Raw genomic sequence first — 14,472 nt, forward strand, 5'->3', positions numbered from 1 at the left:
TTGAGTATAAACGCGCTACGCCATGGAAAAACGCCGGGCAGTCACGATAGGCTGGCGAGCCAATTACCCAGGAGCAGTCGCGGCATGATCAGGCGTTTTCTTCCAGGGTTGTGGTGGGTGCTGCTCAGCGGTTGTTCCAGCGTCGATTACTACGGCCAATTGGCCAGCGGCCAGTGGCAGTTGCTGCAGGCTCGGGAGCCGGTGGCCAAGGTGATTGCCGACCCGGCGCGGCCGCAGCAGTTACGTGAGCACTTGGTGCAATCGCAAAAGGCGCGCACGTTCGCCAGCGAGCAGTTGCACCTGCCTGACAATCAGAGTTACCGGTTGTACGCCGATATTGGCCGGCCTTATGTGGTCTGGAATGTTTTTGCCACGCAGGAATTTTCCTTGTCGGCGCAAAATCACTGCTTTCCCATCGCTGGCTGTGTCGCCTATCGCGGTTATTACAGCCAGGGCGCGGCGCGGGGTGAGGCGGCGTTGCTCAAGCAACAAGGCATGGACGTGTCGATTGGCGGCGTCGAGGCCTATTCCACCTTGGGTTGGTTCAATGACCCGATCATGAGTTCGATGCTGGGCTGGGGCGATGAGCGCCTGGCCACGTTGATTTTTCACGAGCTGGCGCACCAACGCTTTTACGTGAAGGACGACACCGAGTTCAACGAATCCTTTGCCACCTTTGTCGAGCAGGAAGGCACGCGCCAATGGCGCGCCGCCCGTGGCCTGGCGCCGATCGGCAGCGCGGCGCTGCAGCAGCGTGACCAATTTACCCAGTTGCTCCTCGATACTCGCAAACGTCTGGAAACACTCTACGCCCAGCCCTTGGCGGCCGATGCGATGCGGCGGGCCAAGGCGGCTGAATTCGAGCGTTTGCGCAGCGACTACCGGCGGGTGCGGGACAGTCAGTGGGGCGGCGACAAGCGTTATGACGCCTGGATGAACCTGCCGATGAACAATGCGCGGCTTTTACCGTTCGGGCTGTATGACCAGTGGGTGCCGGCGTTTGCGGCGTTGTTCCGGCAGGAAGGCGGGGATTGGCTGAAGTTCTATGCGGCAGTGGAGCGGATGGGCCAACTGCCGGTGGCGCAGCGTAAGGCGGCGTTGAGGCAGTTGGAAGGTGTTGGCCGGTAGGGCCTCATCGGGAGCAAGCCCCCTCCCACATTTGGCCTGCGTACACGGATCAAAATGTGGGAGGGAGCTTGCTCCCGATAGCGCCCTCAAGGCCGCTGCAAAAACGCCTGATGCATCTGCGCCAGCGTCTCGAAATGCCAGGTCGGCGCTTCGGCACTCAGCTCTTCGAAACTGCCGAACCCATACCCGACCGCCGCCGAATCCAGCCCATTGCTGCGCGCCCCGATCAAGTCATGCTTGCGGTCGCCGATCATCAAGGTGGTAGCCGGGTCCAGGCGTTCTTCGCGCATCAAGTGGGCGATCAGCTCGACCTTGTTGGTGCGCGTGCCGTCCAGTTCGCTGCCGTAGATCACCTTGAAGTGCTTGGCAAAATCGAAATGACGGGCGATCTCGCGGGCAAATTCCCACGGCTTGGAGGTGGCCACGTACAGCTGGCGCCCCTGGCTGTTGAGGGCTTCGAGCAGCGGCATCACCCCGTCGAACACGCGGTTTTCATACAAACCGGTGACTTTGAAGCGTTCACGGTAGAAATTCACCGCTTCCCAGGCCTTGGCTTCGTCGAAGTCGTAGAACTGCATGAAGGCTTGCAGCAACGGGGGGCCGATGAAATGTTCCAGTTGGGTGATGTCCGGCTCGTCGATACCGAGTTTGCCCAGCGCGTACTGGATCGAACGGGTAATGCCCTCGCGCGGGTCGGTCAGGGTGCCGTCCAGATCGAACAGTACGGTTTGATGGTGCAGAGTCATTGATCGAATCCCTCGGCCAGGTGCAGGTCTTTGAGCTTCACGTAGTTCGCTGCGCTGTAGGTGAAAAACGCGCGTTCCTTGTCAGTCAGTTCGCGGATCTGTTTAACCGGGCTGCCGACGTACAAGAAGCCGCTTTCAAGTCTCTTGCCCGGCGGCACCAGGCTGCCGGCGCCGATGATCACGTCGTCTTCGACCACGGCGCCGTCCATCACGATGCTGCCCATGCCGATCAGGATGCGATTGCCGACGGTGCAGCCGTGCAGCATGACTTTGTGGGCGATGGTCACGTCGTCGCCGATCAGCAGCGCAAAACCATCGGGATTGAACGGCCCGGCGTGGGTAATGTGCAGCACGCAGCCGTCCTGCACGCTGGTGCGCGCGCCGATGCGGATGCGGTGCATGTCGCCGCGGATCACCGTCAGCGGCCAAACCGAGCTGTCGTCGCCGATTTCGACATCGCCGATCACCACCGCCGAAATATCGACAAAAGCCCCGGCGCCCAGGGTTGGCGTGTGGTTCTGATAGGTGCGAAGGGTCACGATAGCCTCTCTCTCTTCTGCTGATAGCTGCGGTGGACGTTGATTGTAATTAAGATGGCCCCATCTTTGTTCTTACATGTTTCTTCAGCCAAGGTGCCAACCGTGAGCGCGAACAACCCTCTTCTGCAGCCCTACGACCTGCCGCCGTTCTCGGCGATCCGTGCCGAGCACGTTCAGCCGGCCATCGAACAGATCCTCGCCGACAACCGGCTTGCCATCGAAGGCATCCTGCAAAGCCAGGGGAAAAATCCGACGTGGGCCGGCCTGGTCCTCGCCATGGATGAGCTGAATGATCGCCTGGGTGCCGCCTGGAGCCCGGTCAGCCACCTCAATGCCGTGTGCAACAGCGCCGAACTGCGCGAAGCCTACGAGGCATGCCTGCCGGCGTTGAGCGCCTATTCCACCGAGATGGGCCAGAACCGCGAACTGTTCCAGGCCTTCGAAGCCCTGGCCAGCAGCCCGGAAGCCGGCGGTTTCGACGTGGCGCAAAAAACCATCCTGGAACACTCGCTGCGTGATTTCCGCCTGTCGGGTATCGACCTGCCGCCCGAACAGCAAAAACGCTACGCCGAAGTGCAAAGCAAGCTCTCCGAACTGGGCAGCAAGTTCTCCAACCAGTTGCTGGACGCGACCCAGGCCTGGACCAAACACGTCACCGATGAAGCCACCCTCGCCGGCCTGACCGACTCGGCCAAGGCGCAAATGGCCGCCGCGGCCCAGGCCAAAGGCCTCGACGGTTGGCTGATCACCCTGGAATTCCCCAGCTACTACGCGGTGATGACCTACGCCCAGGACCGCGCCCTGCGCGAAGAAATCTACGCAGCCTATTGCACCCGAGCGTCGGACCAAGGCCCGAATGCCGGTCAGAACGATAACGGCCCGGTCATGGAACAGATCCTCGACCTGCGTCAGGAACTCGCCCAACTGCTGGGCTATGCGTCCTTCTCGGAATTGAGCCTGGCCACGAAAATGGCCGACTCCAGCGACCAGGTGCTGAGCTTCCTGCGCGACCTGGCCAAGCGCAGCAAGCCGTTTGCCGCCCAGGACCTGCAGCAGCTCAAAGCCTACGCCGCCGAACAAGGCTGCGCCGACCTGCAAAGCTGGGACAGCGGTTTCTACGGTGAAAAACTGCGTGAGCAGCGCTACAGCGTGTCCCAGGAAGCCTTGCGCGCCTACTTCCCGATCGACAAGGTGCTTGGCGGCCTGTTCGCCATCGTGCAGCGTCTGTATGGCATCGAGATCGCCGAGCAGAAGGGCTTCGACACCTGGCACCCAGACGTGCGCCTGTTCGAAATCAAGGAAAACGGCCAGCACGTCGGCCGCTTCTTCTTCGACCTGTACGCCCGCGCCAACAAGCGTGGCGGCGCCTGGATGGACGGCGCCCGCGACCGTCGCCGCACCATCGACGGCGTGCTGCAAAGCCCGGTGGCCAACCTGGTGTGCAACTTCACCCCGGCCGACAGCGGCAAGCCTGCCCTGCTGACCCACGACGAAGTGACGACGCTGTTCCACGAATTCGGCCACGGCCTGCATCACCTGCTGACTCGTGTCGAGCATGCCGGCGTGTCCGGCATCAACGGCGTGGCCTGGGATGCGGTGGAATTGCCGAGCCAGTTCATGGAGAACTGGTGCTGGGAGCCGGAAGGCCTGGCGCTGATCTCCGGCCATTACGAAACCGGCGAGCCGCTGCCCCAGGACCTGCTGGAAAAAATGCTCGCGGCGAAGAACTTCCAGTCCGGCCTGATGATGGTGCGCCAGTTGGAGTTCTCGCTGTTCGACTTTGAATTGCATGCCACCCATGGCGATGGCCGCAGTGTGGCGCAGGTACTCGAAAGCGTGCGCGACGAGGTGTCGGTGATGCGTCCGCCGGCCTATAACCGCTTCCCCAACAGCTTCGCGCATATCTTCGCCGGTGGTTACGCCGCGGGTTACTACAGCTACAAGTGGGCTGAAGTGCTGTCGGCCGATGCGTTCTCCAAGTTCGAAGAAGACGGCGTGCTCAATGCCGAAACCGGACGTGCTTTCCGCGAGGCGATCCTGGCCCGTGGCGGTTCCCAGGCGCCGATGGTGTTGTTTGTCGATTTCCGCGGGCGTGCGCCGTCGATTGACGCACTCTTGCGCCACAGCGGCCTGAGTGAGGACGCAGCAGCATGAGTGACGTACCAGTGATTACCAAAAAGCAATTCATCGCCGGGGCTGTCTGCCCGGCGTGCAGCGAGCCGGACAAGTTGAAGATGTGGACCGAGGACAGCGTGCCGCATCGCGAATGCGTGGCCTGCGGCTATACCGACACCTTGAATGATCAAGGTTTGTCAGTGCCCAAGGAATTGGGCACGCGGGTCAACACCTCGGCGCTCAAAGCGCCGGACCCGACGGTGCAGTCGGTACAGTTTTTTCCTAATCCCAAGCTGAAGAAAGACTGAGACTCTGTCAGGGGGTTGTCAGCGTCAGCGTGCTTTTCTGAGGTTCGACATGGCTGTTGCCGGCTGTGTTGAACCAGCTTTTCACCGAGCACAGGGCAAACGCGCTGGTGCTGCAATCGCCATTGGCCAAGGCTGTGCGCAATTTGTCGATATCGGCCTTCATCATGTAGCGAACGCCGTCCTTGAAGCCCTTGCTGCTGCCGAAGCCGCCCAGGGTCATTTCGTTCAACGCCTCTTCCTTGCTCCACCCCTGAACCACCACGCGATACATCGCCGCCATCAGGCCGGTGCGGTCTGAGCCATGCTTGCAGTGCATCAATACTGCACCGTTGGCTTCGGAGTCGCGGATCGCCCTCAGTGCGGCCAGCACGTCAGCGTCATCGACATGATTTGTGCGATAAATCAGCTGGATCTGTCGGATATCAGAATTTTTTAGCCAGCTGTCGTCGGACTCCGGCAGAAAGTTGATCACCGTGCCGACCTTGAGCTTTTCCAGCAGGGGCACGGCATTGCTGTCCGGCAGCGCGCTGCGGTAGAGGGTGGGCGTCATCTGGTGCAGGTTGTATTGATTGCCGACCGGCTGCGCCCATTCGGGGGAACGCAGGGATGTGCTGTCGTCCGCCCAGGTGTGAGCGCTGGTGAACAGTGCCAGGAACGCAAGGCCGAGGGCCGGTAGCCATTGATGATTGAACATGGGCGACGTAACCGATAGGGGGTTGGCGGGTGATGCCAAGAGTCGGCCAGGCGCGGTCAATGGGGTGTGAGGGGCGCGTCAAAGAAATGTGAATCACCGTCGATGGTGCAGTTTTGACGCTGAATCGATTCTCTTTATACTTAGCCTGCTATCATTTGTAACTATTGATTGCCGCTACGTTCTATCTGCTTGGATCGGTGGGGTCCACCTTGCTGCTGCCAAACCACAAGCTGCTCCTAGAAGCGGCTGATAAACCCGTGACCACATGATGAGGTACACCCATGTCTGATCAAGATCAAGACAACCCCCGGCGTGACTTTTTGCGCAAATCCTTGACCTTGATCCCGGTGGTCACGGTTGCCAGCACCGGCCTTGGCGGTTCGATGCTGATGGCCGCGCCCGCACCGGCCCAAGCCAGCCCCGCTCCGCCGCCGGTCAGCGACAAGGCGTATGAGCCGAGCTATTTCAGCGCCGAAGAATGGGCATTCATCAACGCCGCCGTGGCGCGCCTGATCCCGGCCGATGCCCAAGGCCCTGGCGCCCTGGAAGCCGGTGCGGCGGAATACATCGACCGCCAGATGAACACGCCCTACGCCAGTGGCGCGCTGTGGTTCATGCAAGGTCCGTTCAACGCCGACGCCGCGCCGGAAATGGGCTGGCAGAGCAAGTTGGTACCCAAGGTCATCTATCGCCTGGGCATTGCCGCGACGGATGCCTGGTCGAAAGCGTTCAACGGCAAGGCTTTTGCTGCGCAAGACAGCGCTACCCAGGATGACATGCTGCGCCGCCTGGAGGCTGGCGGTAGTGAGGTGAGTGCCCATTTCGAGGCGGTGCCGCCGAAGATGTTCTTCAATTTGCTGCTGCAAAACACCAAGGAAGGCTTCTTCTGCGATCCGATCCACGGCGGCAATAAAGGCCTGGTCGGCTGGACCATGATCGGCTTCCCCGGCGCCCGCGCCGACTTCATGGATTGGGTGGAGCGCAACGAGCAATACCCCTTCCCGGCGGTTTCCATTCGCGGCGAGAGGGCATAAATGTGGCGACCATCATGAAAAAAGTGGATGCGGTGATCGTCGGCTTCGGCTGGACTGGCGCGATCATGGCCAAGGAACTGACGGAAGCGGGCCTCAACGTGGTAGCGCTAGAGCGCGGCCCGATGCAGGACACTTACCCGGACGGCAACTATCCCCAGGTCATCGACGAATTGACCTACAGCGTGCGTAAAAAACTCTTCCAGGACATCTCCAAGGAGACGGTGACAATTCGCCATAGCGTGAATGACGTCGCCCTGCCCAACCGTCAGCTCGGCGCCTTTTTGCCGGGCAATGGCGTCGGCGGCGCAGGGCTGCACTGGTCGGGTGTGCATTTTCGCGTCGACCCTATCGAGTTGCGCATGCGCAGCCACTACGAAGAGCGCTACGGCAAACATTTCATTCCCAAGGACATGACTATCCAGGACTTCGGCGTCAGCTATGAAGAGCTGGAGCCGTTTTTCGACTACGCCGAAAAAGTCTTCGGCACCTCCGGCCAGGCCTGGACCGTCAACGGTCAGTTGGTCGGCGAAGGCCGTGGCGGCAACCCGTATGCGCCGGATCGTTCCAACCCGTTCCCGTTGGAGGCGCAGAAGAACACGGTGTCGGCGCAGCTGTTTCAGAAAGCAGCCACGGCAGTCGGTTACAAACCCTACAACCTGCCATCAGCCAATACCTCGGGGCCATACACCAACCCCTACGGCGCGCAGATGGGCCCGTGCAACTTCTGCGGTTTTTGCAGTGGCTACGTGTGCTACATGTACTCCAAGGCGTCGCCGAACGTGAACATCCTGCCAGCGTTGCGCCAGGTGCCGAACTTCGAGCTGCGGCCGAATTCCCACGTACTCAAGGTCAACCTCGACAGCACCAAGAGCAAGGCGACCGGCGTGACCTATATCGACGCCCAGGGGCGGGAATGCGAGCAGCCGGCCGATTTGGTGATTCTCGGCGCGTTCCAGTTCCATAACGTGCGCTTGATGCTGCTGTCGGGGATCGGCAAGCCCTACGACCCGATCAGCGGCGAAGGCGTGGTAGGCAAGAACTTCGCCTACCAGAACATGGCGACCATCAAGGCCTTCTTCGACAAGGACACCCACACCAATAACTTTATCGGTGCTGGCGGCAATGGCGTGGCCATCGATGACTTCAACGCCGACAACTTCGACCACGGGCCCCATGGCTTCGTCGGGGGCTCGCCGATGTGGGTCAACCAGGCCGGCAGTCGGCCGATCGCCGGCACCTCCAACCCACCCGGTACTCCGGCGTGGGGCAGCGCCTGGAAGCGTGCCACCGCTGATTACTACACCCATCAGGTGTCGATGGATGCCCACGGCGCGCATCAATCCTACCGCGGCAACTACCTCGATCTGGACCCGGTGTACCACGATGCCTACGGCCTGCCGCTGCTGCGCATGACCTTCGACTGGCAGGAAAACGACATCAAGATGAACCGCTTCATGGTCGAGAAAATGGGCAAGATCGCCGAAGCGATGAACCCCAAGGCCATTGCCGTGCTGGGCAAGAAGGTCGGTGAGCATTTCAATACCGCGTCCTATCAGACCACCCACCTCAACGGCGGCGCGATCATGGGCACCGACCCGAAAACCAGTGCGTTGAACCGCTACCTGCAGTGCTGGGATGTACACAACGTGTTTGTCCCCGGCGCGTCCGCTTTCCCACAAGGTCTAGGTTACAACCCTACCGGCCTGGTGGCGGCGTTGACCTACTGGTCGGCGCGAGCGATTCGCGAGCAGTACCTGAAAAATCCCGGCCCACTGGTTCAGGCATAAGGAACGATGACCATGAAAGCACGTGTTATCGCCTCCTTCGCGGCGTCCCTGGCGTTGCTCGGCAACTGCTCGGTGAGCGCCGCCGACGCCGACCTGATCAAGCAAGGCGAATACCTGGCCCGCGCCGGCGACTGCGTCGCCTGCCACACTGCCAAGGGCGGCAAGCCGTTCGCCGGCGGCCTGCCGATGGAGACCCCCATCGGCGTGATCTATTCCACCAACATCACCCCGGACAAGACCGGCCTGGGCGCCTACAGCTTCGCGGACTTCGACAAGGCCGTGCGCCATGGCGTCGCCAAGAGTGGCAGTACGCTTTACCCAGCGATGCCCTATCCGTCTTACGCCCGCGTCAGTGAAAGCGACATGCAGGCGCTGTATGCGTACTTCATGAAGGGCGTGGAACCGGTCGCCCAGGAAAACCGGGCCAGTGACATTCCCTGGCCCTTGAGCATGCGTTGGCCGTTGGCGGCGTGGCGCTGGATGTTTGCCCCGCCCGTGGCGGATACCCCGGAAGTGGCGGGCGCCGATCCGGTGATCAGCCGTGGCGCTTACTTGGTCGAGGGCCTCGGCCACTGTGGCGCGTGCCATACGCCGCGGGCGCTGACCATGCAGGAAAAAGCCTTGAGTGCGGCCGACGGCAGCGCTTTTTTGTCCGGCAGTGCGCCGCTGGAAGGTTGGATCGCGAAAAGCCTGCGTGGCGACCACAAGGACGGCCTCGGCAGTTGGAGCGAAGAGCAACTGGTGCAATTCCTCAAGACCGGCCGCAGTGATCGCAGCGCGGTGTTCGGCGGCATGAGCGATGTGGTCGTCCACAGCATGCAGTACATGTCCCAGGACGACCTGACCGCGATCGCCCGCTACCTCAAGAGCCTGCCGGCGGTGGACCCTCAAAACCCGCCGCACCAGTACGACAAGCAGGTGGCCGAAGCGCTGTGGAAAGGCGATGACAGCCGGCCGGGCGCGTCGGTGTATATCGACAACTGCGCCGCCTGCCATCGCACCGACGGTCATGGCTACACGCGGGTGTTCCCGGCGCTGGCGGGCAACCCGGTGGTGCAGACGGCGGATGCCACGTCGCTGATCAACATCGTGTTGAACGGCGGCACTTTGCCGGCCACCCACACTGCGCCGTCCACCTTCGCCATGCCGGCGTTTGCCTGGCGTCTGTCGGACCAGGAAGTGGCGGATGTCGTCAGCTTTGTGCGCGGTAGCTGGGGTAATAAAGGTGCTGCGGTGAAGGCCAGTGACGTGGCCGACCTGCGCAAGAACGACATGCACACGACGTCAGGCGACGACCTGGGGCAAGTCACGCAACCGCACTGACCGCCAAACGGCACTGGTCATCCAGCTTGCGCCCCTATACTGTATATAAAAACAGTATAGGGGCGTTTTCATGTCTGCACCTCTGCCGCCCCGTGGCCGGGGCACGGCGACCAACCTGCACAATCGTTTCGCGCCCACCGTCAGCGTGGTCGAGGACGACGGGTGGTACCAGGAGGTGCCGCCGACCCAGGGCACCGAAGTGCGTATCGAAACGGCCAAGACCATCATTACGCGCAACAACTCGCCGGACTTGCCGTTCGATCGCTCGATCAATCCTTATCGCGGGTGTGAGCATGGCTGCATCTACTGCTATGCGCGGCCCAGCCATGCCTATTGGGACCTGTCGCCGGGGCTGGATTTCGAAACCAAGCTGATCGCCAAGACCAACGCCGCCGACGTGCTCGCACAGCAGCTGTCCAAGCCCGGCTACGTGTGTGCGCCGATCAACCTGGGTTCCAACACCGATCCGTACCAGCCGATCGAGCGCGAGTACAAGATCACCCGGCAAACCCTCGAAGTGCTGCTGCGCTATCGGCACCCGGTGACCATCATCACCAAGGGCTCGCTGATCCTGCGCGATCTCGACCTGCTCACCGAACTGGCGCGCCAGCGGTTGGTGGCGGTGATGATCAGCCTCACCAGCCTCGACGACGAACTCAAGCGCATCCTGGAGCCGCGCACGGCGGCGCCCAAGGCGCGGTTGCGGGCGATCCGGGTGATGCGCGAGGCCGGTATCCCGGTGGGGGTGCTGTGTTCGCCGATGATCCCGATGATCAACGACAGCGAGCTGGAGAGCCTGCTCACCGAAGCCCATGCAGCCGGTGCACAAAGTGCGGCGTATATGATGCTGCGCCTGCCGCTGGAGGTGGCGCCGCTGTTCGAGGAGTGGCTGGCGGCGCATTACCCGCAGCGCGCCGCCCATGTGATGAGCCTGGTACGCCAGGTGCGGGGTGGGGGCGTGTATGACAGTCGCTTCGGCGTGCGTATGCGCGGAGAGGGGCCGTTTGCCGATCTGCTGGCGCAGCGCTTCAGCAAGGCAATCAAGCGCCTTGGGCTCGACCGTCGGGAAGGCTTCAATCTGGATTGCACGGCGTTCTGCCCACCGGGCAGGCAGATGGCGTTGTTGTAGACTATTGGGCAAATACGCACTGTGATCGTAGAGGTGGTCGCGTTTTGACATCACTGAAACCCGCGATCTAGAGCGGTTGATTCAGTTTGAGTTAAGTTTCGACGGCTACTTTGTTCAGCGAGTGACTGACGAGTTGGCACCCGGCTTTGCGGCGTTCTAAAACTATTCCATCGGCCCGGCGTCGAATTGACCTGAACCCTCCCCTGCATTAATCAAGAGGATGAATCATGAGTGACAAGGATAAACAGCCGTTGGCTGCGTCGGCTTCAGCCGCTCAAGTGGCGGAGTCCGCCGATGCAGCGCTAAAGCACATCGTTGACGGCTTTTTGCATTTCCATCACGACGTCTTCCCTCAGCAAGAAGAACTCTTCAAGAAACTCGCCACGGCCCAGAACCCTCGGGCGATGTTCATCACCTGCGCCGACTCGCGCATCGTGCCCGAGCTGATTACCCAGAGCTCGCCCGGCGACCTGTTCGTGACCCGTAACGTCGGTAACGTGGTGCCACCCTACGGGCAGATGAACGGCGGCGTTTCCACGGCCATCGAATACGCGGTCCTTGCCCTGGGCGTGCAGCACATCATCGTGTGCGGGCACTCCGACTGCGGCGCGATGCGCGCGGTGCTCAACCCTGCGAGCCTGGAGAAGATGCCGACGGTCAAGGCCTGGCTGCGGCACGCCGAAGTCGCCAAGACCATGGTTCACGACAACTGCGACTGCGCCAATGAAGGCGAGAGCATGAAGATGCTGACCGAAGAAAACGTCATCGCCCAGTTGCAGCATTTGCGCACCCACCCGTCCGTGGCCTCGCGCATGGCCAATGGTCATTTGTTTATCCATGGCTGGATCTACAACATCGAGACCAGTGAAATCCGCGCCTACGATGCGGAAAAGGCGGCGTTTCGACCGCTGAACGGCACCGAACCAATCCCCTCCGCGACGCCTAAAGCGCGCTTCTAACACACTTCCCTGCCGGGTAGAGCGGTGGCTGCCATGGATGCAGCCAGGCTTTGCCGCGCCCGGCGAATGCCTCGGGAGAGTCATCATGCGTGCTGCTCAATTAAAAGCTGTGTTGCCTCGGGAGCTGCTGGCCTCCGTGGTAGTGTTTCTGGTCGCCCTGCCCTTGTGCATGGGGATCGCGATCGCTTCCGGCATGCCGCCGGCCAAGGGCCTGATCACCGGGATCATCGGGGGCCTGGTGGTGGGCTGGATGGCGGGGTCGCCGTTGCAAGTCAGCGGGCCGGCGGCGGGGTTGGCGGTGTTGGTGTTCGAACTGGTGCGCCAGCACGGCATGCCGATGCTCGGGCCGATCCTGCTGCTGGCCGGCTTGCTGCAACTGCTGGCCGGGCGTTTGCGCCTGGGCTGCTGGTTTCGTGTCACGGCGCCGGCGGTGGTCTACGGCATGTTGGCGGGGATCGGCGTGCTGATTGTGCTGTCGCAGGTCCATGTGATGCTCGACGGTGCGCCCCAGCCATCAGGGCTGGACAACCTGGCGGGCTTCCCGGCCGCGTTGGCAGCGGCGGTGCCTACCCTGGGCGGCGGCCTTGGCTGGCAGGCCGGTTTGCTGGGGCTGTCGACCATGTTGGTGATGTACCTGTGGGATAAGTTCCGCCCGCAACCGCTGCGGTTTGTGCCGGGTGCCTTGTTGGGTGTGGGCCTGGCAACGCTGGCCAGCTTGGTACTGGCGTTGCAGGTCAAGCGCGTGGAGGTGCCGGAAAACCTCGCCGACGCCATCGATTGGCTGCGTCCCAGCGACTTGCTGAACCTGGCCGATCCCCAATTGTTGATCGCCGCGTTCGCCGTGGCGTTTATCGCCAGTGCCGAAACCCTGCTTTCGGCCGCCGCAGTCGACCGCATGCACAGTGGCCAGCGTTCTGACTTTGATAAGGAATTGTCCGCGCAAGGCGTGGGCAACATGCTCTGCGGCCTGGTCGGCGCCTTGCCGATGACGGGTGTGATCGTGCGTAGCTCGGCCAACGTGCAGGCCGGCGCCACCACGCGCTTGTCGGCGATGTTCCATGGCGTGTGGCTGCTGGGGTTCGTGCTGTTGCTGTCGAGCGTGCTGCAAAGCATTCCGGTGGCGAGCCTGGCGGGCGTGCTGGTGTACACCGGGATCAAGCTGGTGGACGTCAAGGCGTTCCGCGCGTTGGGCCGCTACGGGCGGATGCCGATGTTTACCTACGCGGCCACGGCGCTGGCGATCGTCTTTACCGACCTGCTGACCGGCGTGTTGGTGGGTTTCGGGCTGACGTTGCTGAAACTGGCGTTCAAGGCTTCGCGCCTGAAAATCAGCCTGATCGATTTGCCCGGCCACGGTGAAATGGAATTGCGTTTGAGCGGCGCGGCGACTTTTCTGAAAGTGCCGGCATTAACCCGCGTGCTGTCGACGGTGCCGGCGGGAAACACCCTGCATGTACCGCTGAACAACCTCAGTTACATCGACCATTCTTGCCTGGAGTTGCTGGAGGAGTGGGGTCGGGCCAATGCGGCCAAGGGCGCGAAGCTGGTGATCGAGGCGCGGGGGTTGAAGCGTCGCTTGGAAGGTCGGGTGCGGACCACGACGAGGATCGGTTCGGCGCCGTTTACCAACTGACGGAACCGGATCAAAAATGCGGGAGGGGGCTTGCCCTCTCCCGCATGTGTTTAGCGTCAGGTCGAAGACTCAGGCCTGCTGATCCAGTTCCAACTCAATGCCCAACTTGCGCGACAGGCACGGCCAGCGCTTCCACGCTGCTTCCGTTGCCAGGCTTTTGAGCTGCTCGCGGTAGGCCTCGACCGATTCCAGCGCAAAGCTGTCTTCGCTGAGCATTTCATCTACCGCATGGTGTACGGCTTCGTCCAACTGGTTGGCAAAGGTTTCACCGATCAGTTGATGGGCAATCAGATTGGCCACGGTGGTGTCCGCTGGAATCAACGGTTGGCCGAAATGCTTGATATACAGGTCATTGACCTCTTCGACCAGGCGATGGGCCAGGTAGGCCTCGTCCAGCAGGCCGTCGAGACCGATATGGCCCGCCAGAATCGCGGGCGGTTGCAGGAAAAACTGCTCGGCAATCTTCAGTACCGGCTTGACCTGGCTTTCGATACCGGCCTCGCGGGCTACGTCGTTGGCGGCGTCCAGCAGGTCTGGGACGAGGTCGACGTAGGCAGTGACAAAGCGTGTCATGACGAGGTTACGATCACCCTCCGCCAGGGTAATGGCCGAATGCAGGTGCGGTAATTGTTTCTCGAGTTGCTGGGCCAGTTGGCCGGTGCTGGCTTCGTGTTGATGGGCAAGGGAAATCTGCTCGCGCAATGCGGCGGTGTTCATGAAAGCTCCAGTGAAGCAGGCGTAGGAAAAGGGAAAGGACAAGGTAGTTCGTTTATACAAGCGTCTAAGACGCATTTGTCATAATTATTTCATGGTTATGCGCCGCTGTTATATCGAATTGCCATCGTTCGTCGGATAAACGATTCCGCCCCCCGGTCTTATGGGCCCCGTCCGTCTGTTTCAGCTCATTTGCCCCTGCACATTGCGGGGTGGCAGGTGCTGTCTATACTCGGTTTTGTACGCGATTAGCTGATGACGCCAGACTGCATAAGCAGGTGAGGCTAAGCGGTTGTAAGCAGTAAGGAAGCCGCTCCCTTCGACGCAGGTGCACACCGGCGGGATAACAAGAACGATAAGGGG

Annotated in this window: 13 protein-coding genes; 9 read left to right on the forward strand and 4 right to left on the reverse strand. The window is 61.5% G+C overall.

Annotation, left to right across the window (positions count from 1 at the left end):
• The first annotated feature begins 84 nt into the window (after positions 1-84).
• On the forward strand, positions 85-1,128 hold the full coding sequence (locus PverR02_RS00265) for an aminopeptidase (protein WP_057004936.1): 1,044 nt from the start codon (positions 85-87) through the stop codon (positions 1,126-1,128).
• An 86-nt stretch (positions 1,129-1,214) separates the two neighbouring features.
• On the opposite strand, the gene PverR02_RS00270 is transcribed toward PverR02_RS00265, so the two are convergent.
• Both PverR02_RS00270 and PverR02_RS00275 read right to left on the reverse strand, forming a co-directional pair.
• Complete coding sequence (locus tag PverR02_RS00270; RefSeq protein ID WP_079442550.1) at positions 1,215-1,874, reverse strand: HAD family hydrolase; 660 nt, start codon at positions 1,872-1,874, stop codon at positions 1,215-1,217.
• Positions 1,871-2,413 (reverse strand): gamma carbonic anhydrase family protein, encoded by a 543-nt coding sequence (locus PverR02_RS00275; RefSeq protein ID WP_017848994.1) that lies wholly within the window; start codon positions 2,411-2,413, stop codon positions 1,871-1,873. Before PverR02_RS00275 ends, PverR02_RS00270 begins: the two co-directional genes overlap by 4 nt.
• A gap of 54 nt (positions 2,414-2,467) precedes the next feature.
• On the opposite strand from PverR02_RS00275, the gene prlC reads away from it, so the two are divergent.
• Positions 2,468-4,567, forward strand: a complete 2,100-nt coding sequence (prlC, locus tag PverR02_RS00280; RefSeq protein WP_169881584.1) for an oligopeptidase A — start codon at positions 2,468-2,470, stop codon at positions 4,565-4,567.
• The gene (locus tag PverR02_RS00285; RefSeq protein WP_046381548.1) at positions 4,564-4,836 is read left to right on the forward strand and encodes a YheV family putative zinc ribbon protein; all 273 of its coding nucleotides are present in this window, start codon (positions 4,564-4,566) and stop codon (positions 4,834-4,836) included. Before prlC ends, PverR02_RS00285 begins: the two co-directional genes overlap by 4 nt.
• Before the next feature lie 7 nt (positions 4,837-4,843).
• Here the strand turns inward: PverR02_RS00285 and PverR02_RS00290 are convergent, their stop codons facing one another.
• Positions 4,844-5,530 carry a tyrosine-protein phosphatase gene (locus tag PverR02_RS00290; RefSeq protein WP_046381547.1) on the reverse strand — a complete coding sequence of 229 codons (687 nt, stop codon included), beginning with the start codon at positions 5,528-5,530 and terminating at the stop codon, positions 4,844-4,846.
• A gap of 281 nt (positions 5,531-5,811) precedes the next feature.
• On the opposite strand from PverR02_RS00290, the gene PverR02_RS00295 reads away from it, so the two are divergent.
• From PverR02_RS00295 to PverR02_RS00320, 6 genes are all read left to right on the forward strand, one after another.
• Positions 5,812-6,564 (forward strand): gluconate 2-dehydrogenase subunit 3 family protein, encoded by a 753-nt coding sequence (locus PverR02_RS00295; RefSeq protein WP_079442551.1) that lies wholly within the window; start codon positions 5,812-5,814, stop codon positions 6,562-6,564.
• Positions 6,565-6,566: 2 nt separating this feature from the next.
• Complete coding sequence (locus tag PverR02_RS00300; protein WP_026140283.1) at positions 6,567-8,351, forward strand: GMC family oxidoreductase; 1,785 nt, start codon at positions 6,567-6,569, stop codon at positions 8,349-8,351.
• Between the two features lie 12 nt (positions 8,352-8,363).
• Positions 8,364-9,674 carry a c-type cytochrome gene (locus PverR02_RS00305; RefSeq protein ID WP_079442552.1) on the forward strand — a complete coding sequence of 437 codons (1,311 nt, stop codon included), beginning with the start codon at positions 8,364-8,366 and terminating at the stop codon, positions 9,672-9,674.
• 70 nt (positions 9,675-9,744) lie between these two features.
• A complete protein-coding gene (locus PverR02_RS00310; RefSeq protein WP_079442553.1) occupies positions 9,745-10,803 on the forward strand; it encodes a PA0069 family radical SAM protein in 1,059 nt (352 codons plus the stop codon).
• Between the two features lie 227 nt (positions 10,804-11,030).
• The gene (locus tag PverR02_RS00315; protein WP_017849002.1) at positions 11,031-11,762 is read left to right on the forward strand and encodes a carbonic anhydrase; all 732 of its coding nucleotides are present in this window, start codon (positions 11,031-11,033) and stop codon (positions 11,760-11,762) included.
• 85 nt (positions 11,763-11,847) lie between these two features.
• The gene (locus PverR02_RS00320; RefSeq protein ID WP_079442554.1) at positions 11,848-13,395 is read left to right on the forward strand and encodes a SulP family inorganic anion transporter; all 1,548 of its coding nucleotides are present in this window, start codon (positions 11,848-11,850) and stop codon (positions 13,393-13,395) included.
• Between the two features lie 69 nt (positions 13,396-13,464).
• On the opposite strand, the gene PverR02_RS00325 is transcribed toward PverR02_RS00320, so the two are convergent.
• Positions 13,465-14,112, reverse strand: a complete 648-nt coding sequence (locus PverR02_RS00325) for a hypothetical protein (RefSeq protein WP_057004942.1) — start codon at positions 14,110-14,112, stop codon at positions 13,465-13,467.
• Positions 14,113-14,472: the final 360 nt, after the last annotated feature.

This window comes from Pseudomonas veronii (assembly GCF_002028325.1).
Lineage (GTDB): Bacteria > Pseudomonadota > Gammaproteobacteria > Pseudomonadales > Pseudomonadaceae > Aquipseudomonas > Aquipseudomonas veronii.

Excerpts from the sequence above, each read along its gene's own strand:
- PverR02_RS00295 (WP_079442551.1), top strand. The coding sequence starts at position 5,812 with ATGTCTGATCAAGATCAAGACAACCCCCGGCGTGACTTTTTGCGCAAA.
- PverR02_RS00305 (WP_079442552.1), top strand. The coding sequence starts at position 8,364 with ATGAAAGCACGTGTTATCGCCTCCTTCGCGGCGTCCCTGGCGTTGCTC.
- PverR02_RS00265 (WP_057004936.1), top strand. The coding sequence starts at position 85 with ATGATCAGGCGTTTTCTTCCAGGGTTGTGGTGGGTGCTGCTCAGCGGT.
- PverR02_RS00310 (WP_079442553.1), top strand. The coding sequence starts at position 9,745 with ATGTCTGCACCTCTGCCGCCCCGTGGCCGGGGCACGGCGACCAACCTG.
- PverR02_RS00325 (WP_057004942.1), bottom strand. The coding sequence starts at position 14,112 with ATGAACACCGCCGCATTGCGCGAGCAGATTTCCCTTGCCCATCAACAC.
- PverR02_RS00315 (WP_017849002.1), top strand. The coding sequence starts at position 11,031 with ATGAGTGACAAGGATAAACAGCCGTTGGCTGCGTCGGCTTCAGCCGCT.
- PverR02_RS00290 (WP_046381547.1), bottom strand. The coding sequence starts at position 5,530 with ATGTTCAATCATCAATGGCTACCGGCCCTCGGCCTTGCGTTCCTGGCA.
- PverR02_RS00285 (WP_046381548.1), top strand. The coding sequence starts at position 4,564 with ATGAGTGACGTACCAGTGATTACCAAAAAGCAATTCATCGCCGGGGCT.
- PverR02_RS00270 (WP_079442550.1), bottom strand. The coding sequence starts at position 1,874 with ATGACTCTGCACCATCAAACCGTACTGTTCGATCTGGACGGCACCCTG.
- prlC (WP_169881584.1), top strand. The coding sequence starts at position 2,468 with ATGGCCCCATCTTTGTTCTTACATGTTTCTTCAGCCAAGGTGCCAACC.
- PverR02_RS00320 (WP_079442554.1), top strand. The coding sequence starts at position 11,848 with ATGCGTGCTGCTCAATTAAAAGCTGTGTTGCCTCGGGAGCTGCTGGCC.